Annotated in this window: 15 protein-coding genes and 3 tRNA genes; 11 read left to right on the top strand and 7 right to left on the bottom strand. The window is 40.3% G+C overall.

The features are described from left to right. Nucleotides 1-8: 8 nt before the first annotated feature. Nucleotides 9-398 (bottom strand): HIT family protein, encoded by a 390-nt coding sequence (locus tag L0657_RS10585; protein ID WP_235150585.1) that lies wholly within the window; start codon nucleotides 396-398, stop codon nucleotides 9-11. Nucleotides 399-525: 127 nt separating this feature from the next. Here L0657_RS10585 and L0657_RS10580 point away from each other — a divergent pair, with 127 nt between their 5' ends. Beyond that, nucleotides 526-1,236 carry a DUF1080 domain-containing protein gene (locus L0657_RS10580; protein ID WP_235150584.1) on the top strand — a complete coding sequence of 237 codons (711 nt, stop codon included), beginning with the start codon at nucleotides 526-528 and terminating at the stop codon, nucleotides 1,234-1,236. Here the strand turns inward: L0657_RS10580 and L0657_RS10575 are convergent. Together L0657_RS10575 and L0657_RS10570 are read right to left on the bottom strand one after the other, a co-directional pair. Continuing rightward, on the bottom strand, nucleotides 1,233-5,216 hold the full coding sequence (locus tag L0657_RS10575) for an AAA domain-containing protein (protein ID WP_235150583.1): 3,984 nt from the start codon (nucleotides 5,214-5,216) through the stop codon (nucleotides 1,233-1,235). The genes L0657_RS10580 and L0657_RS10575 overlap by 4 nt on opposite strands. A 24-nt stretch (nucleotides 5,217-5,240) precedes the next feature. Then, on the bottom strand, nucleotides 5,241-6,305 hold the full coding sequence (locus tag L0657_RS10570; RefSeq protein WP_235150582.1) for a TerC/Alx family metal homeostasis membrane protein: 1,065 nt from the start codon (nucleotides 6,303-6,305) through the stop codon (nucleotides 5,241-5,243). A 499-nt stretch (nucleotides 6,306-6,804) separates the two neighbouring features. Between L0657_RS10570 and L0657_RS10565 the strand changes: the two genes are divergently transcribed. From L0657_RS10565 to L0657_RS10555, 3 genes are all read left to right on the top strand, one after another. Then, nucleotides 6,805-6,877: transfer RNA gene (locus tag L0657_RS10565), tRNA-Gly, on the top strand. A gap of 72 nt (nucleotides 6,878-6,949) precedes the next feature. Further along, nucleotides 6,950-7,035, top strand: a tRNA-Leu gene (locus L0657_RS10560). A 149-nt stretch (nucleotides 7,036-7,184) separates the two neighbouring features. Continuing rightward, entirely contained in the window at nucleotides 7,185-10,136 is a 2,952-nt protein-coding gene (locus L0657_RS10555) for a DEAD/DEAH box helicase (RefSeq protein WP_235150581.1), read from the top strand. A 78-nt stretch (nucleotides 10,137-10,214) separates the two neighbouring features. Here L0657_RS10555 and L0657_RS10550 read toward each other — a convergent pair whose 3' ends face one another. From L0657_RS10550 to L0657_RS10540, 3 genes are all read right to left on the bottom strand, one after another. Then, a complete protein-coding gene (locus tag L0657_RS10550; RefSeq protein ID WP_235150580.1) occupies nucleotides 10,215-11,510 on the bottom strand; it encodes an adenylosuccinate synthase in 1,296 nt (431 codons plus the stop codon). Between the two features lie 86 nt (nucleotides 11,511-11,596). Continuing rightward, the gene (locus tag L0657_RS10545) at nucleotides 11,597-12,103 is read right to left on the bottom strand and encodes a Fur family transcriptional regulator (protein WP_235150579.1); all 507 of its coding nucleotides are present in this window, start codon (nucleotides 12,101-12,103) and stop codon (nucleotides 11,597-11,599) included. Between the two features lie 172 nt (nucleotides 12,104-12,275). Beyond that, nucleotides 12,276-14,561 carry a bifunctional (p)ppGpp synthetase/guanosine-3',5'-bis(diphosphate) 3'-pyrophosphohydrolase gene (locus tag L0657_RS10540; protein WP_235150578.1) on the bottom strand — a complete coding sequence of 762 codons (2,286 nt, stop codon included), beginning with the start codon at nucleotides 14,559-14,561 and terminating at the stop codon, nucleotides 12,276-12,278. Between the two features lie 170 nt (nucleotides 14,562-14,731). On the opposite strand from L0657_RS10540, the gene L0657_RS10535 reads away from it, so the two are divergent. From L0657_RS10535 to L0657_RS10525, 3 genes are all read left to right on the top strand, one after another. Continuing rightward, nucleotides 14,732-14,813 (top strand) — tRNA-Leu (locus L0657_RS10535). Nucleotides 14,814-14,971: 158 nt separating this feature from the next. After that, complete coding sequence (gene tig, locus L0657_RS10530) at nucleotides 14,972-16,315, top strand: trigger factor (protein ID WP_235150577.1); 1,344 nt, start codon at nucleotides 14,972-14,974, stop codon at nucleotides 16,313-16,315. A 369-nt stretch (nucleotides 16,316-16,684) separates the two neighbouring features. After that, nucleotides 16,685-16,951: a hypothetical protein gene (locus tag L0657_RS10525; protein WP_235150576.1), complete on the top strand. Its 267-nt coding sequence runs from the start codon at nucleotides 16,685-16,687 to the stop codon at nucleotides 16,949-16,951. A 368-nt stretch (nucleotides 16,952-17,319) separates the two neighbouring features. Here the strand turns inward: L0657_RS10525 and L0657_RS10520 are convergent, their stop codons facing one another. Next, nucleotides 17,320-17,697, bottom strand: a complete 378-nt coding sequence (locus L0657_RS10520; protein WP_235150575.1) for a helix-turn-helix domain-containing protein — start codon at nucleotides 17,695-17,697, stop codon at nucleotides 17,320-17,322. Nucleotides 17,698-17,996: 299 nt separating this feature from the next. On the opposite strand from L0657_RS10520, the gene L0657_RS10515 reads away from it, so the two are divergent. The 4 genes from L0657_RS10515 (at nucleotide 17,997) to L0657_RS10500 (ending at nucleotide 22,282) form a co-directional block, all read left to right on the top strand. Further along, the gene (locus L0657_RS10515) at nucleotides 17,997-18,671 is read left to right on the top strand and encodes a ClpP family protease (protein ID WP_235150574.1); all 675 of its coding nucleotides are present in this window, start codon (nucleotides 17,997-17,999) and stop codon (nucleotides 18,669-18,671) included. A gap of 374 nt (nucleotides 18,672-19,045) precedes the next feature. Continuing rightward, on the top strand, nucleotides 19,046-20,290 hold the full coding sequence (clpX, locus tag L0657_RS10510) for an ATP-dependent Clp protease ATP-binding subunit ClpX (RefSeq protein ID WP_235150573.1): 1,245 nt from the start codon (nucleotides 19,046-19,048) through the stop codon (nucleotides 20,288-20,290). 114 nt (nucleotides 20,291-20,404) lie between these two features. Next, nucleotides 20,405-21,172: an SDR family NAD(P)-dependent oxidoreductase gene (locus tag L0657_RS10505; RefSeq protein ID WP_235150572.1), complete on the top strand. Its 768-nt coding sequence runs from the start codon at nucleotides 20,405-20,407 to the stop codon at nucleotides 21,170-21,172. A 147-nt stretch (nucleotides 21,173-21,319) separates the two neighbouring features. Continuing rightward, the gene (locus tag L0657_RS10500) at nucleotides 21,320-22,282 is read left to right on the top strand and encodes a 1-phosphofructokinase family hexose kinase (protein WP_235150571.1); all 963 of its coding nucleotides are present in this window, start codon (nucleotides 21,320-21,322) and stop codon (nucleotides 22,280-22,282) included. The last annotated feature ends 119 nt before the right edge of the window (nucleotides 22,283-22,401 follow it).

Here is a 22,401-nt window from a genome sequence, read left to right as displayed (position 1 = left end):
CCTCGATATCAGATATTTAGACGTATTTCTTTTGCAAGCTCAGCGAGCTCATCCTGCGTTATCTTAATTTTCTTACTAAAATCTGCATCTTTCATTGAATTTAATGGAAGAAGGTGAATATGGACGTGAGGCACCTCGAGACCAATCACACTAACGCCTATTCTTAAACATGGTACAGTCTTTTCCAGAGCTGGCACGATACTCTTTGCAAACAAGAAAAGTCGCGAGTATACATCATCTTCCAGATCAAAAATATAATCAACTTCCTTTTTCGGAATGACTAACGTATGTCCCTTAGCGATAGGGAAAGCGTCCAGGAATGCCAGAAACTCGTCATTTTCCGCAACTTTGTGAGACGGTATTTCACCACTTACTATCTTCGAAAATATGGAAGCCATAATTTAATTGTTTTCATTCGTGTAAACAGGTAACGTTTAGAACGCGTTAAACTTTAATAAGATTTTAAGTAGTTCCAAGTCCAAAAGTACTTAATATTGTGTTCCAAAACTTTTAAAAATATTGAATATGAATTTGACAAAATGGCAAGGATTTGGCAAAACAGCCTTGATCGCCTTATTCTCATTAGCCTTTACAGGAAACGAATCACAAGCTCAGACAACAGGAAAATGGGTAAAATTATTTGATGGTAAGACACTTAACGGATGGCACAGCTGGCAGGAATCTTCGGTTTTACCTCAGTGGAAGGTAGAAGATGGTGCTATCGTTCTGGCTGACAAAGGAGGTAAAGACTTGGTTACCGATAAAGAATACGGAGATTTTGAATTGGAACTTGAATGGAAGATCAGTGAAGGTGGTAACAGCGGGATTATTTATCACGTAATTGAAGATAAAAAATATTGCTGCCCGTATTCTACCGGTCCTGAAATCCAGATTTTGGATGATGTGAAACATCCTGACGCGAAAGCTGGAAAAGATGGCAATCACAAATCTGCTTCGTTATATGACATGCTTCCTCCAAGCGATTTCTCGGTTACAAAACCAGCTGGCGAATGGAACAAGGCGAAAATTGTTATCAAGAACGGTCGTGGAGAAAGCTGGTTGAACGGCAAAAAACTTGTTGAATTCTCTTCAATGGGTCCTGAATGGGATAAATTGGTAGCCAACAGCAAATTTAAAACCTGGGACGGTTTTGGTGTTTCTCAAAAAGGTAAAATTGCTTTGCAGGATCACGGAAATAAAGTTTCATTCAAAAATATCCGGATCAAAGAACTTTAATCCAGGTTCATCGATCCGGCCCAATATTCCCGGCTGTAAATTCGTCTGGCAGGCCAGTTTTTCAGTCGTAAAAGAAGGGGTAGATAAGCGTGTGGTTCTTTTGACGATTTACTTCGATGATACAAATCATCGTCCGTCAGGATCAGGCCTTTATATACCCCTTCTTTCTTTATGGTAAGATCTGAAAAAGGCAATTCCTTTTGGAGCTCTGGCTTCATTGTTGCCAACCGATCTTTTAGCAACCAGTTTGATCTGAATCTATCTGTTTTTAATGGTTTTGGTATATAACTCCCTTCCGAAACTTCCTGGGCATATTGAAGATATGCTTTCAAAAGTTTTGGGCCCTGATTTGCGGCATTTTCAGTTTGTAATTGCGACGGCCACAAACTGGTGACAAAATATATTTTCTCCCTTGCCCGCGTAACAGCAACATTAAGCCTGTTCTCCCCTCCTGCCGCATTCAGGCTCCCAAAATTTGCTGAAACTTTTCCTTTTTCATCAGGAGCATAACCCATTGAAAAAATGATAATATCCCGCTCATCGCCCTGAACATTTTCAATATTTTTCACGAAAAGACCTGCTGCAGTAATATTAGCAGCCTCCAAAGTTTCCTGAATAAGTTGTTGTTGGTAAAAATTAAACGTCACGACACCGACCGTCTTACCACTTTTTCCAAGTTCTGAAATCAGCTCAACTACTTTTTCAGCTTCAATCAAATTCGTGTTTTGTTTCCAGACTCCTTCTGTTTTTATATAACTTATGCCGGGTTCCTGACTATTAATCAGATTAAAATCAGGAAGTAAACGTAAAGAATCTTTATAAAAATGATGGTTTGAGAAGTCAATCAAGTCCAGGGAAAGACTTCGGTAATGACCTGAAAGCTGATATTGGTCGAGACTTTGTGCAGCCAAATCGAGCAAAGATGCGACTTCGAGCGCGACAGTAATCTCATCTTCTTCTCCTCGCTCCTCATACCGCACCTTATACAGATCGCTTGGAGACAATTGCTTGCTATCACCGGCGACAACGACTTGTTTTCCACGATAAGCCGCCGGTATTCCGTACTCCGCATAACACTGCGAAGCTTCATCAAATATCACCAAATCAAACAAACCGGCTTCCATCGGAAAGATTGCAGATACCGCTTCGGGTGAGGCCATCCAGCAAGGGATCAAAGAGAACACGTCATCCGAATAGTTTTCAAGCAATTTCCTGATCGGCCAGATCTTACGTTTTTTTGTAACCTGATGATTCAGTTCCCGATAAGTAACCCGGTTCCCTAGTCGGTTTTTCTCAACATTTTTATACGTCGTTTCCCGCAACTTCATTGTTGTAATATCACGGCTCAAATCTTCTTTTTGGCTAATGCTACCCTGCAACTGCTCTTCCCATTGCTGCATTTTTAACGAAGTAACAGCGCGTAATTCGGGATATTTATTTTCAATATGTTCAATCCATTCAAGCGTGATACTATTTTCAAAAAGATTGAGAATATCATTAGCGTTGTTATAATTTAATTTGTCGCCTTTGGAAAGAACCTTTCTTGACACGATTTGTTCCGGGTCATTCATTTCCGCCCAAATTTTATCCGTTTCTGCCAATGAATCGAAATCTCTGCTTAATGTTGATAGAAGCTGTACGCTATACTTATCGGGCTCTTCAACCAATTTTTCAATTTGTTCGGGCAGAAGATACGGAAGCATCATCGCTTCAATCGTATCCCAGGATTTTAACCAGGTCAACAGTTTTTCGATATGTCGCTGAAAATCGAAAATAGTCGATGACTTAGAAGCAAGATATTTTATAACCTCAGTCCAGGGCTTTTTTGAGGCCCTTTGTACTGCGTCTGCGGCGCTTTCAGCTTGTTGAAAAAACTTCGTATGCTGTGTCTGGAAAGATGCATTAAATTCCAGGTATTTTTTATCAAAATTGAGCAATGGATTCGTCAACCAGATTTCCAGTTCCATACGGTTCCTAACCCGCAGATCCAGCGTCTCCAAATCCTGTGGAGATATAGTCAGATTATTTTTCTGAGCGATTTCACTAACAATAGCTTTTTCATTCCCAAACAAACTCCACCAAACAGACGATACCGAAGACTGTTTTGCGTCAATCGCTTTCCTTAATTGTCCCCGAAAAATGGATAATTCATGTTGCCCTAGTGTCGTTTCAATTCCATCTTCGGCAAAACCTTCCAACGCGTCCGAAGTTTGCCGGATAAAAGCGAGACGTTCTGTACTGTTTTTATCGGAAAATAAATACGTTTTGAAAAGGAAATAGATCGTGTCATTTTGAACAAGCTCCGCTATATCGGCCAGCCTTTCCAAAATCTCATTTCTGTTTTGTATATAATCAATAGAAAAGGGACTGCCTGTAACACTTTCAAATTCCCGGCTTTGATGGAGATATGCTTCCGGCCAATCAGAAAGCATGCGTTCCATACTCCGCAAATCTCCCAAACCAAACCTTGCGAAACTCCTGCGTTTATACCAATCATGCTTTTGGTCGAAGCGCAAACTATAACTGGAATATATTTTGAAGCGCCGCTTAAAATCATCCCACTGATCAAGCCTGAAATGTCGATAAATATCTTTCAAATCAACATATTCTGATTTAGGATCGCTGGTCAGATACAATTCTTTCACAGAAATACCAGATTCCTTTTCATCAAAAAGTGCCTCCCGGAAATTATCGAGCTCATTGACCGTTCTGTCGATCTGCCTGCTTTCCTGGGTAAATTGTCGCTCTAAAAAAACAGCATCCAGACTATAATTCTGTTGTCGATAAGACTCTACCTGCTCAATCTGCGTTGCAAATTGTCTGTATAAATCAGCCCTGTCGTTTTTAAAATCATGAATTAATCCAACAAAAGGATCCATACCAACCGTTTTCAAGCGCTGGTAGACCACATCTAAGGCAGCTCTTTTTTGACAAACCAATAAAACCCGTTTCCCTTGTGAGGCAAAATCAGCCATCAAATTGCAGATCAACTGAGATTTTCCACTTCCCGGAGGTCCCTGAACTACTACGGATTGACCTGTCTTCACTGACCGGATAATGGCTTCCTGGGATTCATCAATTGCAAAAGGCGTGAGAATCTGTTCCTCTTTTATTTGGGGTTGAGAATCCTTCACAATCATTTCTGCCTCTTGTTGATCCCAATTTTCATCAGCCTCCTTTTCTAAAAGCAACATTTGAAAATTGTCATCTTCAGACATTTCCAAAAGAGCATTGTAGTCTGGAACAAGATAAGACCCAGCCTGAGGAAAAATTCCTAACACTGCTTCAGGAAAGAGTTTCAGTTCTCCATTTTTTTCTAGTAGCTGTAAATCTGAGCTTTTTTGAATATCAAAAGGTTGGAGTTTCTCTTCGAAAAGTTGTTGATTGAAGTTTATTTTAAGTGGCGTTTCTTTGAGCCACTCATATAGCTGCGTCCGAAATTCGAGCATATCCTTCGAGAAATCTTCAAAAGACTTTTCGAGAATTTCATCTGAAATCACTACCTCATTAAAATGTGCATACGCCAGCGCAAAACTTCTGTTCAGCGTAATACCAATATCGTTTCTTTCAAATAAACACCATTGTTCGCGGTCGATACGAAGTGTTACCGGAAAAAATAAAAGCGGCGCGTGAATAGGAGTTCCATCAGAAAGTTTTCCACGGATGAAAGGATAACCCACATACAAATCTCTGGAACCGCGTTCTTCTTCAATAAAATGTTCAGTTCGGGCTATTTTCCTTAGCCTTTTACTGACTTCATTTACTTTTTCAAAACGCGGATCCAGTATATCGCACAGAGCAATTCGAGTCTTTTTTTGTATGATGTTCTGAATTAATTCGAATGAAGATTTCCCCAGAAGAAAATCCGTTTCGTTAATATCCAAAAACTGTTCAGCAGGCAATGTTGTTAACAGTAACGACTTATTGCGTGTGCTAAGGTTGGTAAGACGTTTTAAATAAGCTTTAAGGATTCGATTCATAACGTCCTAAACGAACCTTTCCGTTTAACTATTGGATACAATTTCTTTCTTCTTTTCAGGAAATATGACAGAAGCAAGGATACTCACAGCAAGAATTCCCAAAATAATATAGAGTGAATAAACGGTTTCAAAACCCATTTCTTCAAGAGGCTTATGAGCAAGCATCTTTCCTCCAATAAATACCAGCAGAACACCCAGTCCATATTTCAGGAAGCGGAATAATCCCATAATGTTACTCAGGAAGAAGAACATGGAACGAAGTCCCATGATGGCAAAAATGTTTGAAAAGAATACAACGTAAGGATCTTTTGTCACAGAAAATACAGCCGGAACCGAGTCAACTGCGAAAATTAAATCTGTAAATTCAACAATCAGGACAACCACGAAAAGCGGTGTTACAAGCCATTTTCCATTTTTCTTCACAAAAAAATGCTCGTATACATAACGAGGAAAAACAGGCAGATACTTGGACGCAAACTTTACAACCGGATGTTTTGCAGGATCAATTTTCTCATCTTCATTACCTTGAAAAAATATCTTCCCGCCTTGATACACAAGCAGAATACCGAACAGATAAATGATCCACTCAAACCGCTGGATAAGCGCTGAACCAACGAATATGAATACAAAGCGCATCAGGATCGCACCTAATACCCCCCAGAAAAGCACCTTTTTGTAGTACTTGGCTCTTACGCCGAAAGAAGCAAAAATTAAAATAATGACAAATATATTATCAACAGAAAGTGCGTATTCAAGCAAGTACCCCGTGATAAATTCAAGAGACATGTTTTTCCGGTATATTTCCAGACTACCTTCAAAGTCTCCGGGAATCAGCGTGAGGTGCGGTGCATATTTTGATCTTATTGTTTCAAGCTGCTCAAAATTCTCCACGCCGTGCACAAGATCTCCGTGCGTATTGATAATAAGATAAAAGACAAGCGCTAATGCGATCCAGGCTACCGTCCAGGCAGCTGCTTCACCAAATTTAACAATGTGATCTTTTCGATTGAAGACTCCCAGATCCAAAAGGAGCATAATGCTTATCACAACAAGAAAACCTCCAAAAAACAGAACTTCGCTAGAAAACATGAAAATTGATTTTTAATTAAACTCAATATAGCAGGAATACGAACGTAAATCCGAATTACCAGGGCAGGAAACGTTGGTCATTATTTTCCAGACTATACAAAGGTAATCAAAAATTAAAGTGGAGGATTGAATTTGGACAAACGGTTCGCAGTATAATTTAAGTATTTGATTTACCTGAAAGACGGATATATATATATCAAAGCTTCTCCATCCCCTAAATTTTCATTTTCGCTGAAAATGATTTTCAGGATTTGACGTACTTACTTTTCAAAATAGTACTAGATAATGCGATAAAAGCAATTTTTAACCCGTGTACACACTTCATGAATGTGTTGACTAAAAATATTTTAAATTTATTTTCTGAGGTAACTATCATGATTTACAATTTGTTAATAAAAGCATCATTTTTTTTTCAAAAATATTTTCTCTCAACGCTTGCGTCGAATACCCCAGATGACTACCTTTGCACCACGTTAATCAAATAACGACACCAGAAAACGCAGAAGTAGCTCAGCTGGTAGAGCGCAACCTTGCCAAGGTTGAGGTCGCGAGTTCGAACCTCGTCTTCTGCTCAGAGATATCAAGCACCGGAAACGGTGCTTTTTCTCATAAAAACCGACAAACTTGTTTGAAGGTGGGTTAATGCCAGGGTGGTGGAACTGGTAGACACGCAGGACTTAAAATCCTGTGAGCTGTAAGGCTCGTACGGGTTCGATTCCCGTCCCCGGTACATCACTTAGAAAAGACTTCCAGTTTGGAAGTCTTTTTTTTTGCCCCTCTTTATCCTATATTTGATATTTTTCAAATTCCAACGAAGCGGACTATCTCACGATTGGATAGCTTTCGTACGCTACGTCATCGTTTTGTGAACTGAAAGTTATGAAAGTATCTACCTCTGAACCTTTTAAAATAGTATATTCTGTTCTGGATCATGAATATCTGGGCTACATCTTTGAGTCCTTTGTAGTACAGCTAAATGCCCAGGGGGATTTTTCTTTCCAGATACAAAATATTTCTTCCAAGAATATAGAAGAGTTCAGTTCAGGGCTTGACAAAACAGATTTTGAGCTGGTAAGTCTGATCGACGACATTCAGCAAGACACAATTTTAAAAAAATTCAATCCTAAAAGGCTTTCTCCCGTTGATTTTTTCCTGAAAATATATGACGCGCAGAAAGGTGATAAAGTCGTTCAGGAAGCGATAAATGCGTATCTCGAAAACAGTAAGGCCAGAATTCTTGCCAAACTTGCAGGCAAAGATCTTTTCATCATGGGAAGTGACGGAAATCCTCTATGGAAGCCGATTGCCTGGGAAGCCGAAAAGGCTACGATTCGCTTTCATTTTATGCGGAATGAAGATAATACGCATTATTTTCCAGCGATCAGACATAAGGGACAGAAGCTGGATTTTCAGTATAAAAATGCAATAATACTGTGCGAAGAACCTGCCTGGCTCGTTGTAGACGGCCATTTATATCATTTTGAAGGCACCGTTGACGGAAAAAAAATTAAGCCTTTTTTAGCTAAAAAGTTTATCGCAATACCGCGTAAAGTTGAGGAAACTTATTACGAGCGCTTTGTTGCTCCGCTGATTGCATCTTACGACGTAGTATCACGAGGGTTCGATATCCGAAATATTTCAACGCCTCCAAAACCAATTTTGACGATCACGGATGTTGCCGTAAAAAGTAAGTCTACCCCTGCCCTTCTGTTCGCGGAAGCTGATGGCGAAGAAATTCCTACAACGGAGTATGAAGACGGTGAAGTGTCGTTTGGACTGGCTTTTCAATATGGAAATTATACTTTCCCCTTCGACAGTTTCGCTACGCCTTCCAGCGTATTTATGGATAAACGTGGCGAGGATTACACTTTTTATAAGGTGAAACGGGATAGTGTGACCGAACGTCATAATTTAAATCAGCTGAAAGATTGGGGATTGGCTATCAAAACCGGGCAGCTTTTACTTCCGAAGTCTGAAGCGTTTGGATGGCTGCAAAGTTATGCAAAAACGCTCGCGGAACATGGATTTTCGCTGCGCCAAAATAACGCAGATACCAAAAGATATTTTCTGGGTTATTCTTCTTTGGACGTTTCGATCGAAGAAGGACGTGACTGGTTTGATATCAATGCACGTGTTCAGTTTGGGGAGTATGAAATCCCTTTTATTCAATTACGAAATTATATTCTCAATCAGAAAAAAGAGTTCACACTGCCAAATGGAGAAATCGCGGTAATTCCAGAGTGGTGGTTTACTAAATATTCCGAACTTTTCGCCTTTTCAGAACATGACCGCGACAGTAACGAAATCCGTCTGCGTATGCATCATCTGGCACTTGTTCAGGAATTGAAAGAAGAAAGTTTGGCAACGGCAGTTATCAGCCGAAAGCTGGAAAGACTTAGGGATTTTAACCAAATTGACCCGACAGAGGCTCCTAAACATTTTAAGGGAACACTTCGTCCTTATCAGAAGGCAGGTTATGATTGGCTGCAATTTTTAAATCAATACCGTTTTGGCGGCTGTCTGGCCGATGATATGGGGCTTGGTAAAACGGTGCAGACGCTGGCGCTGTTACAATCACAGAAAGAAGCTGGCATCAAAGAACCTTCCTTGCTGATTATGCCAACTTCTCTGCTTTATAACTGGGCATTGGAAGCAAAACGTTTTACTCCGAAATTGAAAGTGATGTTCCATACCGGAACTTACCGCGAGAAAAATACGGAGCAATTTGAAGGTTTTGATCTAATTCTGACTTCATATGGAATTGTCAGGCTGGATATTGATTTCATACAGTCTTTCAGGTTCAATTATGTGATCCTGGACGAATCGCAGGCTATAAAAAATCCCGGGTCAATTATTACAAAAGCGGTAAGAAAATTAAATTCAGCACACAGACTTATCCTCACCGGAACGCCGATTGAAAACAGCACGCTTGATTTGTGGTCACAAATGTCTTTTGTAAATCCCGGACTTTTAGGCAGCCAGACATTTTTCCGGGACGAATTTCAAATTCCCATTGAAAAGAAAAATGATGAGGAGAAATCAAAACGGTTATATAATCTGATAAAACCATTCATTTTACGCAGGCATAAATCACAGGTTGCAACGGACCTCCCGGAGAAAGTGGAGAGTATTCAATATTGTGAAATGTCGGAAGAACAGGAAAAGGCTTATGAAGAAGCAAAAGCATATTATCGTAATCTGATTTTACAAAGTATAGATTCTGATGGGATCAATAAATCTCAGTTCGTTGTCCTGCAAGGCTTGACCAAACTGCGCCAATTAGCAAATCATCCTAAAATGGTAGATCCGGAATATGCCGACGGATCCGGAAAGTTTGAGGATGTACTGCATAAAATGGAAACTGCCATCAGTGAAAACCACAAGATTCTGATTTTTAGTCAATACATCAAACACCTGGATTTATTCCGTGCATATCTTGATAAGGGCAACATTAATTACGCTTATCTGGATGGATCAACCAAAGATCGCCAGACGGAAGTTGAAAATTTTCAGAATAACGAGCATATCAAAATATTCCTAATTTCTCTAAAAGCAGGCGGACTTGGCCTTAACCTGACCGCGGCAGATTATGTATTCATTTTGGATCCATGGTGGAACCCCGCCATAGAGGCTCAGGCAGTAGACAGAGCACACAGAATTGGACAGGACCGGACGGTATTTACTTATAAATTTATTACAAAAAATACGGTTGAAGAGAAAATAGTGGCCTTACAAAGAACAAAGAAACAATTGGCCGATGACCTGATCTCAAATGAGGACGGCTTCATTAAATCATTATCAAGAGAAGATGTGATGTCGCTTCTTGAATAACTTGATAACGAAATTATTAAAAAGGGTCTGAAACAAATTGTTCCAGACCCTTTTTGATTATTGCCTTAATTATATTTCCTAGTTCAAAAGCGCAGTCGTTTCACGCGTGATCAAAGCCTCGCGATCTGGTCCTGTTGAAATAAAAGTAATTGGCAAGTGAAGTTCTGCTTCAAGAAATTTCACATAAGCCATTAATTCCTCAGGAATTGCATCGAAATCGCGGATACCATCAAGAGACTGCTGCCACCCTGCAAAATCTTTATAAACCGGTTCAGCAGTATTATCACAAAGGTCATAAGGAAGCTCGTCTGTTAATGTTCCGTCCGGCAGACGATAATGTGTACAAACGCGAATGTTATCAAAAACGGTAAGTACGTCAACTTTCATCATAATCAGCTGCGTAACACCATTGATCATGATCGCATACTTCAAAGCTGGCAAATCCAACCATCCGCAACGACGCGGACGTCCTGTTGTAGCTCCGAATTCGCGACCTTCCTGTCTCATTTTATCACCCGTTTCTTCAAGTAATTCTGTTGGGAAAGGCCCGCTTCCTACACGTGTGCAATAAGCTTTGAATATACCAAATACTTCACCAACAGCACTTGGAGAAATACCAAGACCAGTACAAGCACCGGCAGCCATTGTTGTAGAACTTGTGACAAAAGGATAAGAACCGAAGTCGATATCAAGCAAAGAACCTTGCGCACCTTCTGCCAAAACTGTTTTACCTTCTGCAATCGCATCGTTGATAACGTATTCACTATCAACCATTTTGAACTGCTTCATAAATTCAACAGCACCAAAGAAATTTTCTTCTGACTGAGGAAGAACTGAAGTGTAGTCGAAAGAATAAAAGTCAAGAATAACCTTATGCGCATCAACAAGTTTCTTATACTTATCAGCAAAATTCGGCGATAAAACATCCCCAACACGCAGACCCAGACGAGCTACTTTATCCTGATAAGCTGGTCCGATTCCACGAAGCGTAGAACCAATTTTCGAGTCACCTTTTGAGCGTTCGTAAGCAGCATCAAGTAAAGCATGGGTTGGCAAAATCAACGATGCTTTTTTAGAGATAAATAAATTTCCAGCGAGATCAAGATTGTACTTGGCAAGATTTTCGATCTCTCTTTTAAAAACGATCGCGTCTAAAACCACCCCGTTTCCGATAATGTTCTGGATTTCGCTGCGAAAAATACCGGATGGAATCTGGTGCAAAACATGCTTAATACCATCAAATTCCAAAGTATGTCCTGCATTAGGACCGCCCTGGAATCTTGCTACAACCTGATAGCGTGGCGCTAATACGTCCACGATTTTACCCTTACCTTCATCTCCCCACTGGAGACCAAGCAATACGTCAACTTTCATCCAATAAATGGTTATTAAAAACTAATATTTGCTAAAAATGACAAGGCGTAACAAACCATTAAATGTCTGTTACGCCTCATCTAAACTTACTCTCTTATTTCATGCCCTTCTGATACTTCCTCAGAGATTTCATTCCGGTTCTGGCAATTTTCTTTTGTGCAATTGCCGTAAAATATCAGGGAATGATGCATCACACTGAAGTTAAGCATTTCGCCAACCATGTTCTGGATAGACTGGATCCGGGGATCGCAAAACTCCATTACTTTATGACAATCCGTACAAATTAAATGATCATGCTGCTTGTTCCCGTACGATTTTTCAAACTGTGCAAGATTTTTTCCAAACTGATGTTTAGTCACCAAATCACAGTCTACAAGTACGTCTAAGGTATTATACACCGTTGCACGACTTACACGATAACGTTTGTTTTTCATGCTGATGTAGAGTTCATCCACATCGAAGTGATCTTCACGAGTATAGATTTCTTCCAATATCGCAAACCTTTCAGGGGTTTTGCGAAGTCCTTTATTTTCGAGGTAAGCCGTCAGAATTTTCTTGGCGGCTTCAAAATTTGGTTTGCTGGCTTGTGGCATATCTTTTGAAAATCTTGCGCAAATTACGTGCTTTTTTTCTTAAATCACAGTGGTAATTATGCTGCGGTAGTCATTTGAAGCTTCATGTTGTGACTCGTACTGTCCAGGTCTTATCGGTCAGTGAGACTATAAACCAATTAATTAACAAGTCACACACGTAATGGTTCCTTATTTACCGGTTTCCCGTCAGATTCGTATCAAATCTCTGGACCTGATAAACACCCTCTACTTGTTCCAGCTTACTGATCAATACATCCAGATGGCGCGTATCCTGCACATATAAGCGAATGTCGCCGTTGAACACACCATCCTTTGTATCAATTGTAAGTCCTCTCATATTGATATGTAATTCGTTGGAAATGATCCTTGTAACGTCATTAATCAGTCCAACCCGATCCGTTCCGGAAAGATAAAGTCCGGCAAGAAAAGCTTCATCTTTATTGGATTCCCACTTGGCTTTGATAATACGGTTACCATGTTTTGACATCAATTCAGCAGCATTCGGACAAGTCGTTCTGTGAATTTTAATGCCTTCATTGATCGTCACAAAACCAAAAACGCCATCACCTGCGATTGGATTGCAGCAAGGTGCCAATTTGTAATCAATCTTATCCATGTCGTCACCGATCAACAACGTATCGCTGTCGACGCGGTCGCCATGCAGGTTTTTAAGAAGTTTGGTATAAGCTTTGCCATCCGCACCCTCTGCCGGCGGGATAACCGCTGTGATAACTGCCTTCCTTTCCTTCGCCTCCTTGTCCCGCTTGAATCTTTTTAATTCATCAAGATGAACATATCCTTTTCCGATTTTATAGAAAAAGTCAGTCGCCGTTTTACATTCAAAGAATGCTCGTAATTGGTTTACAACCTCCGCCGTAAGCTCTATACCAAGAACTTTCAGTTTTTTCTCCACCATTTGACGGCCATCCGTCTCATAGTGCCGATTATCTTCTTTTAGAAAATCCTTGATCCTGGCTCGGGCCTTCGACGTCCTGACAATCCTAAGCCAGTCTTCGTTTGGCTTTTGTTTATTAGAAGTAATAATCTCGATCTGGTCACCATTGCTCAGCACATAACTGATCGGAACCAAAACGCCCCCTACTTTTGCAGCCATACAATGCACACCGACTTCGGAGTGAATGTCAAAAGCAAAATCCAGCGCTGTTGCGCCGCTCTGCAATACTTTCAACTCGCCTTTTGGCGTGAAAACAAAAACTTCCTCATTGAAAAGATTTGTTCTGAATTCATCCAAAAATTCGATTGCCGCAGTTTTATCCCCAGAACCTGTTTCCAGCGTTTCACGAACCTGGCTTATCCATTGCTCAATGTTGCCACGAACTTTGGTATCATTTCCTTTATACTTCCAATGCGCAGCATATCCCTTTTCCGCAATTTCATCCATGCGGGAAGTCCGGATCTGCACTTCCACCCACTGCCCGCTTTTGCTCATAACGGTCGAGTGCAGGGATTGATATCCGTTCGCACGCGGCGTACTTAAAAAGTCTTTCAGGCGGTCGGGGTTTGGCTTATAATGATCCGTGACGATCGAATATGCCTGCCAGCAAAGTGCCTTTTCACGATCACCTTCCTGCGGAGATTCCAAAACGATACGAATTGCAAACAGATCGTATATTTCTTCAAAAGGTTTATTTTGCTTGCGCATTTTATTCCAGATCGAATAAATCGATTTTGGACGGCCTTTGATGATATAATTCAGACCTGCCTGTTCCAGATCCTGAGCGATTGGCTCAGTAAATTTCGAAATGAAACGATCACGAGAGCTTTTGGTTTCCCTAAGTTTTCTGGAAATCGCACGATATTCCTGCGGCTCTGTATATTTTAAATACAATTCTTCCAGTTCAGATTTGATACTGTAAAGTCCAAGTCTGTGTGCAAGCGGCGCATAAATAAATATCGTTTCCGAAGCAATTTTCAGCTGCTTGTCACGCGGCATACTGTCGAGCGTACGCATGTTATGCAGACGATCGGCCAGTTTTACTAAAATAACCCTTACGTCGTCAGAGAGCGTAAGCAACATTTTCCGGAAATTTTCAGCCTGCTGAGAAGTTCCGTATTCAAATCTTCCGGAAATTTTTGTCAGTCCGTCAATAATTTTGGCGACTTTCTTTCCAAACAACCGGTCAATATCCTCGATACGCATGTCCGTATCTTCAACCACATCATGTAATAAAGCAGAAACGATACCTGTGGTACCTAATCCAATTTCCTCCACAACAATCTGCGCTACGGCCAGAGGATGATAAATATAAGGTTCGCCAGATCTGCGGCGCATGTCCTTATGCGCTTCAACAGATGTATAAAATGCTTTCTTGATTAATTTTGCATCATTGTCCTTCAAAAACGGCTTGGCTGTTCGTAACAACCTGCGATATTTTTTTAGGATATCCTTACGCTCCTGCTCCAGATCTATGCTCAGGGTTTCAACGAGTTGCTCCAATGCTTAATAGTAATTAGTACGCTTCACCAAAATAACAAATTTTAGCGAGATTATTCAACAAAAAAACTTTTCAAAAAATATTTTTTAAAAAGTTTGCATGTTTAAAACAAACTTTGCTACCTTTGCACTCCCAACCAACGACAAGGGTTGAAGATTGAAAAAAAATAAGAGCGGGCGTGGCGGAACTGGTAGACGTGCTAGACTTAGGATCTAGTGCCGCAAGGCGTGGGGGTTCGATTCCCTCCGCCCGTACAACTAACAAGGGATTGACGGGGCGTCATGTTTCCTATCTGAAAAAAAGAAGATGAACTGCTCCGTAGTAAACCCGTCAAATGCCCTCAGGACACTGTTTTGAGGGCATTTTTGTTTGCGTTTTATCTAAAAAAGCACATTTACTAATAGCAATAAGCATGGAAGTTTTATTAGAGAAGAATTCGCCAACAATGGCCTCTCTTAAAGTTACGCTAACCAAAGATGACTATCAGCCAAAAGTTGATAAGTCTATCAAGGATTACTCGAAACGTGTGAATTTAAAAGGCTTTCGTCCAGGCAAAGTACCATCCCATGTAATTCAGCGCATGTATGGAAAAAGCATATTAGTGGACGAAGTAAATAGTCTTTTGAGCAATGCAGTAAGCACTTATATCCGCGAAAATAAATTACAGGTTGTTGGAGATCCAATTCCTAACCGCGAAAAAGCAGAAGAGGCTAACTGGGACAAGCCAGGTGATTTTGAATTTAGCTACGATCTTGGTGTTGCAACTGATTTCGAAGTTAATCTTTCAGAAATTCCTGCTGTAAAACGTTATACGATTGAAACGGACGAAAACGAGTTGACAAAAACTGTTGACAGCCTTCGTGAAAGATTTGCTGACAGCATCCACCCTGAGGTAAGTGAATTGGGTGACATGATTTTTGGTGAACTGAAACAAGAATCTACTGAATTTACAACCCGCACTGCGATACCCACAAAACAGGTTGCAGAAGAAAGTCAGGCTAAATTTATTGGTTTGAAAAAAGATGACGTTGTAACATTTGATATCCAGAATACATTCGCTGACCAGGCTGCGATTGCGCATGTGACAGGAAAGAAAAAAGAAGATATCGGCGAACTTTCAGGTGATTATACTTTGATCGTTGAAGATATCACGCGTTCGGCACCAGCTGAGGTTAATCAGGAATTTTTTGATAAAGTACTTGGGCCAGGTGTTGCAGACAGCGAAGAGTCTTTCAATGAAAAAGTTACGGAAGTAATTAAAGGAAACTACGAGCGCGAAACAGAAGCTTTGCTTCGTCGTGATCTTGAAACTGCATTGCTTGACTCAATCCAAATCGAGCTTCCAGGGGAATTCCTTAAAGATTGGTTGGAGCGCACAAATGAAGGAAAATTCACTCGTGAGCAAATTGAAGAACAATTTGAAGATTTCCAGAAATCTTTGAAACTGAGCCTTATCAAAAATAAGATCGCAGATTCTCAGGGTGTTAAAGTTGAATACCCGGAAATTCTTGAATTTACAAAACAAATGGTTCGCGGTCAGTTCGGTATGTACGGAGACGACGACAGCATGGCTGATACCATTGACCGTGTTGCGGCTGGTTACCTTGCAGACAAAGAACGCGACAACTATTCGCAAATATTTAATCAGGTTTTTGATAACAAAATCATCGATATCGTTCGCAGCCAGGTTGCTACGGATGAAAAAACAATCGATGTCGCAGAATTCGAAAAACTTGCAAAAGGTGAAGTTGCTTAATTTTTAAGTATTTGAATTTGATAAAATAAACGAGGTCAACTTTTTCGGAAGTTGACCTCGTTTGGTATATGACTATCATTTGCGTTGGTAAAACTGCCGTGGAAAGTTAGCGCTTAAAAGGAAAAGAACGATCGCTGCACTCGGCGCCCAGAGGATACGGAACAAATGTGAAAGGCAATTTAGTCTCACTAACTTAGGGCAATTATTAAAACGATATTTTGATTTGTGAAATGACAAAATAATACACTTTTTGATTCATTTTAGGCAGTCAAATCACGGCCGGCACCGGTCTTAGGAAACGGAGGTTTACTGAGACCATAATGTTGAGTTATTAACAATAAATGCTGCTGACCACAAATAAACAATTAGATGGAAAACATTTATACAGCAGCTAGATATTACGTTTCTGGTTTGCTCGTAATGATTTTAATTACTTTCTGCTGGGGCCTCGGAGATGATGCTTACACCACCAATTATACTTCAAAAGTTTGGTACGAAATGCCTTATGGTGCACTTCAACACTACTTTTTATGGGTGCTTCCATATTGGTGGCTACTAATATTAATAGGAGCAGGCATTTTTACCAAAATAGCCTTCGTATTCAAGATTATTTCAAAAAAATATTTTAAAAATTAGCTTGTAATTTCAAGATGCAGCTCCTTCTCCGGGACAAACTGAGAGAAGCGCGCTGTGTTTGTACAAAACCAAGAACTTCGCCTAAACCCCTCAGACCCCCTTGTTCTGTGTTCAGTCACTTAACATAACACGGGTTATATGAAACTTTTTGAGATGGACTCAATTTAATTTCTCCCGACTGGACTTTCTCCCGCCATTGTCATTTATCCTTTAATGCCTTCTTAATTGCTTCCGGCATCGGCTTCTCAAATTTTATATACCTTTCCATTTTAAGTTCTGGTTAGCTTCATAAATACACAAATTTATTCTGTAAATAAACTGGTTGTCAATTATATCGAAAATATACTTTATTCTTAAAAGCTTAAACATCAAAACCCAATCGGCTCACGATGCTGCTGCACCTGTCTACCAATTTCCAAAGTTACCAACGAACCAAACCGCTGCTTCCACTGATCCAGTTCATTTTGCAGCTTTGCGTTTGCAGTCATTAATCTTTCATTTTCCTGACGCAGCCATTCGGTTTCCGAAAGCGTTTTTGTTTCAAAACCTAAAAGAGCAGGTAATGAAATATCAAGCAGTTTTGCAATATTTTCAAGGCGGGAAAAGGAAAGCTCTGTCCGGCCTCTCTCCATATCACCATAGGCCGTAGTTGAAAGTCCAAGCATATCGGCCATATTTTCCTGTGACAAATCCTTTTGCAGACGCAGCTGCCGAATTCTTTCTGATGGGCTTATTGTATCGTTCATAGTCTGTAATTGCAGAATAAATTTTAACACTGATTTTCTGAAAGACTAAATTTTACTCGTATTATTGGCTTTTCCGTAATAACAAATGCAAGTTAAAAAGCATTCAAAGAATTGCTTCTCGCAATTTTCGACAAATTATAACCGAAACAGACAAGGATTATACAATGAAATAATCAATTTTGTGAAGAACAAAGAAACAAATCAGCATATTCGTATTTCGAAACTAAGCGGTGCGGCTTTTTGTTCTTTGAAAGATGTACTCTATCCATTACATATTATTTTTAAATTAAAGTTTATTCATGAATCACGGAAATGAATTTAGAAAATATGCCGTTCATCATTTAGGAATGAGTGGCCTTACAGTTGACGGTTACATGAACCACTCTGTTGAAAACATGACCCGTTCGGTTATTGAAGAGCGTCCGATGAACTTTCGTGAAGTGGATGTTTTTTCAAGATTAATGGCGGATCGTATCATTTTTATGGGAACCGGTGTTGATGATAACATTGCCAATATAGTTGTTGCACAGCTTTTATTCCTGGAATCTGCTGATCCTAAGAAAGATATCCTGATGTATATCAATAGCCCGGGTGGATCGGTTTACGCAGGTTTAGGGATTTATGATACCATGCAATACGTTCGTCCTGATGTTGCAACGGTTTGCACGAGTCTTGCGGCTTCTATGGGCGCAGTATTACTTGCAGGTGGTGCGGCAGGTAAACGTTCTGCCCTTCCTCATGCACGTGTGATGATTCACCAGCCATCTGGCGGAGCTCAGGGAACTTCGGTTGATATCGAAATTACAACACGTGAAATCGTGAAACTACGTCACGAGCTTTACGAAATTCTTGCAAACCATACTGGCCAGACTGCTGAACAAATCGGTATTGATTCGGACCGTGATAAGTGGTTGCGTGCTTATGAAGCAAAAGAATACGGACTTATCGACGAAGTTTTGACTCGCGATAAATAAGTTTTTCGACCTGATTGTTAAAAAAATCGCCCGGAGATCACTCTTTCGGGCGATTTCTATTTTCCGGTAACTTAGGAATTTGGTATCACGCTCAAAAAGCCGGAACTTTGGCAGAAGTTTTCTTATATCTTGATGGAAAATTGGGTTACATCATTTTTGATTCAACCACAACTTTGTGGATCAGAAACTTTTTTGAGGATAAAAGATATGCGATATACTTTCGGAAATTATGTATTCATTAGAATCTCAATCTTTTGAAACAATGACCTTTTTATTTTTGTTGTAATCAAGTATCCATTAATTTTTCACGGTACAGTTGTTTTGATAAGTATCTGATTAATAGTTGTAAATTTAATAACTGTATATATTCACCAATGGCACAAGTAAGTTGTTCGTTTTGCGGACGCAAAAAAAATGAAGTTGAACTTTTACTCTCTGGTATTGATGCCCATATCTGCAACCATTGTATTGCACAGGGATATCAGGTTATTACCGAAGAGCTAAATGCAAAAGACGATAAGAAGGATAAGAAAACGAAGTTACCAAAACTTAAATCGATCCCTCCAACGGAGATCAAACGTTTTCTTGAACAATATGTGATAGGTCAGGATGAGGCCAAGCGTTCATTAGCTGTGGCTGTTTATAATCACTACAAACGCCTTAATCAAACCGTAACGGATGATGATGTTGTGATCGAAAAATCAAACATTATCATGGTTGGAGAAACAGGAACGGGTAAAACCTATCTTGCCAAATCGATCGCACGTATTCTTCAGGTTCCTTTTTGTATTGCAGATGCAACCGTAGTAACAGAAGCGGGTTACGTTGGAGAAGATGTTGAAACAATTTTGACCCGCCTTTTGCAGGCAGCGGATTATAACGTTGAAGCAGCCGAACGCGGAATCGTTTACATTGATGAAATGGATAAAATTGCCAGAAAATCTGACAATCCGTCTATCACACGTGACGTGAGCGGTGAAGGTGTTCAGCAGGCTCTTTTGAAATTGCTTGAAGGTTCATCCGTCAACGTACCGCCGCAGGGAGGACGTAAACATCCTGATCAAAAGATGATTACGATCAATACCGAAAATATACTTTTCATTTGTGGAGGAGCATTTGATGGTATCGAACGCCATATTGCGAAACGTATCAATACCCGCCCGATCGGATTTTCCGGTGACAACCGTATCATAGAAATTTTTGACAAAGGCAATTTAATGCGTTACGTAACAGCTCAGGATTTGAAATCTTTCGGATTAATTCCCGAATTGATTGGCCGTCTTCCTGTCCTGACGCATTTGAATCCACTTGATCGCGAAACGCTTCGCCGTATTTTGACTGAACCAAAAAATGCTTTGGTAAAACAATACAGCAAGCTTTTTGCAATGGAAGGTATCACGCTTCATTTCACCGAAGAGGTACTTGACTTCATTGTTGATCAGGCCATGCTTTGTAAACTTGGTGCTCGTGGTCTTCGTGCCATTTGCGAATCCATCATGACTGATGCTATGTTTGATCTTCCATCTCAAAAAGAGATCAAAGAATTTACAATGACCTTGGATTACGCTCAGGAAAAATTCAGTAAATCATCGATGTCTTTGCTTCGTTCCGTAGCTTAAACATTTCTGTCAGAATAAATAGACGCCCTGCAACGCTTTATGCGAGATGCAGGGCGTTTTTATTTTATATTCTATATCAATAGTTCTATTTTGCATAAAAAATTAAAAACTATTATGGAAAATTGGCTGTCAAATAAGAATATCGTCATTATAGGAGGAACAACAGGGTTGGGATTTTCGGCTGCCAAAGCTTTTGTAAAACATGGTGGAAATGTAGTCGTAGTAGGTAGAAATCCTGAAAACTGCCTCGTAGCAGAACTACAATTAGGGAGCCAGTCACGGGCAAAACAAGGAGATGCAACCCAGCCTAACACTGCTTTGGAAGCGATTCAATTATGTATCCGTGAATTCGGAAGTTTCGATGGATTATACCACGTGGCCGGCGGAAGTGGTAAAAAATATGGAGACGGGCCTTTGCACCAACTTACTTTAAGTGGCTGGAACAATACGCTGGATCTTAATTTAACATCCCTGATGTTGTCCAACCAGGCAGCTGTCCAGGCTTTTCTTGGTATGGGCAAAGGTGGAACAATCCTGAATATGAGTTCTGCGCTTGACTTCACTCCTTTTCCGGGACATTTTTCTGCGCACGCTTATGCCACGGCAAAATCGGCAGTACTTGGATTTTCGAAATCGATTGCTGCAACTTATGCACCAAATAATATCCGTATCAATGTTTTAGCACCTTCTATCATCGAAAGTCCGGAAAATAAAGATCAGCAGATTGAGGAATTTATCAGTGCAAAACAAACGCTGAACGGAGGAAGATTTGGTTTACCGTCCGATCTTGACGGAGCTGCCGTCTATTTCATGTCCGATATGTCAAAATTTACAACCGGACAAATTTTGACAGTTGATGGCGGATGGAATCTTACCGAGTAAAACGGGTTAGACCTTTCAATTTTATCGGAGATAATGTAAAATGAAAACGGCGTCGGTCACTTTTATATTTATATTCACGTACTTTCGTCAAGTAGACATGATCCTTCGTAACTGGTTTCAATTTTATATTAAATTATTTCAAAAAATATGGCTACCGGACCCATCGTAACGCTCACTATTAACCCTGCTCTGGATAAAAGTGCAAATGTAGACCGCATCGTACCGGAAAATAAACTTCGCTGCGATACCCCAAATTTTGAAGCAGGCGGTGGCGGGATCAATGTTGCAAAAGCTATCCACAGACTGGGCGGAAATCCTATTGCCATTTTTACGATTGGCGGCCCAACCGGCCAACGTTTGCACAAGCTTGTGAAGGGTGAGGGGGTGGAAACTCTGGTTATTGAGACAAAACAATGGACACGTGAAAACTTTCACGTATTGGAAACAAGTACCGGATTTCAGTATCGTTTCGGTGTGCCAGGGTCTGAATTAATGCCGACAGAAGTTCGTTCGATTTTGGAAACGATAGAAGAATTTGATCCAAAACCTTCTTACATCATTGCGAGCGGCAGCTTGCCTCCCGGTGCCCCAGATGATTTTTATGGTCAGATTGCAAAAATTGCACATAAACAAGGCGCACGATTTATTGCGGATGCATCAGGTGAAGCACTTAAATCCGCGATGGAAGCAGGTGTTTATTTGTTAAAACCAAATATTACTGAGCTGAGCCAACTTGTTGGTGTTGACAAATTGGAAATGGATGATGTAGATGATGCTGCCCGTTCATTAATAATCCGTAATCAATGTGAAGTCGTCGTGGTTTCTATGGGCGCAATGGGCGCGATGCTTGTAACGGAAGACCAGGTGGAGCACATTCCGGCTCCACCGGTGAAGAAAAAGAGTGCAGTTGGTGCCGGTGACAGTATGGTTGCAGGAATTGTGTGGACACTTTCACAGGGAAAATCCTTGCGGGAAGCCGTTCGTATGGGCGTTGCCTGCGGATCCGCGGCCACCATGAGTGCGGGAAGCGAATTGTTCAAAGTGCAGGATGTAAATAAATTGATGGATTGGCTAAATCGTTATGGAAAACGATATTCCGGAAATTCATAACAACATTTAATACGCTCAAATATTTAAAATTATACTTATCAGAAGAGCATATCGACTAAAAATCGGTATGCTCTTTTTTGTAAAAAATAGGGAGAAAATTTGTCCCCTTGCCTTTTCCA

The organism is Dyadobacter sp. CY345 (genome assembly GCF_021502725.1).
Classification (GTDB): Bacteria; Bacteroidota; Bacteroidia; order Cytophagales; family Spirosomataceae; genus Dyadobacter.
This window is presented reverse-complemented; position numbering and strand designations above follow the sequence as displayed.

What these genes read in the sequence shown, in the direction of transcription:
- L0657_RS10585 (WP_235150585.1), bottom strand. Translation starts at nt 398, where the DNA reads ATGGCTTCCATATTTTCGAAGATAGTAAGTGGTGAAATACCGTCTCAC.
- L0657_RS10580 (WP_235150584.1), top strand. Translation starts at nt 526, where the DNA reads ATGAATTTGACAAAATGGCAAGGATTTGGCAAAACAGCCTTGATCGCC.
- L0657_RS10575 (WP_235150583.1), bottom strand. Translation starts at nt 5,216, where the DNA reads ATGAATCGAATCCTTAAAGCTTATTTAAAACGTCTTACCAACCTTAGC.
- L0657_RS10570 (WP_235150582.1), bottom strand. Translation starts at nt 6,305, where the DNA reads ATGTTTTCTAGCGAAGTTCTGTTTTTTGGAGGTTTTCTTGTTGTGATA.
- L0657_RS10555 (WP_235150581.1), top strand. Translation starts at nt 7,185, where the DNA reads ATGAAAGTATCTACCTCTGAACCTTTTAAAATAGTATATTCTGTTCTG.
- L0657_RS10550 (WP_235150580.1), bottom strand. Translation starts at nt 11,510, where the DNA reads ATGAAAGTTGACGTATTGCTTGGTCTCCAGTGGGGAGATGAAGGTAAG.
- L0657_RS10545 (WP_235150579.1), bottom strand. Translation starts at nt 12,103, where the DNA reads ATGCCACAAGCCAGCAAACCAAATTTTGAAGCCGCCAAGAAAATTCTG.
- tig (WP_235150577.1), top strand. Translation starts at nt 14,972, where the DNA reads ATGGAAGTTTTATTAGAGAAGAATTCGCCAACAATGGCCTCTCTTAAA.
- L0657_RS10525 (WP_235150576.1), top strand. Translation starts at nt 16,685, where the DNA reads ATGGAAAACATTTATACAGCAGCTAGATATTACGTTTCTGGTTTGCTC.
- L0657_RS10520 (WP_235150575.1), bottom strand. Translation starts at nt 17,697, where the DNA reads ATGAACGATACAATAAGCCCATCAGAAAGAATTCGGCAGCTGCGTCTG.
- L0657_RS10515 (WP_235150574.1), top strand. Translation starts at nt 17,997, where the DNA reads ATGAATCACGGAAATGAATTTAGAAAATATGCCGTTCATCATTTAGGA.
- clpX (WP_235150573.1), top strand. Translation starts at nt 19,046, where the DNA reads ATGGCACAAGTAAGTTGTTCGTTTTGCGGACGCAAAAAAAATGAAGTT.
- L0657_RS10505 (WP_235150572.1), top strand. Translation starts at nt 20,405, where the DNA reads ATGGAAAATTGGCTGTCAAATAAGAATATCGTCATTATAGGAGGAACA.
- L0657_RS10500 (WP_235150571.1), top strand. Translation starts at nt 21,320, where the DNA reads ATGGCTACCGGACCCATCGTAACGCTCACTATTAACCCTGCTCTGGAT.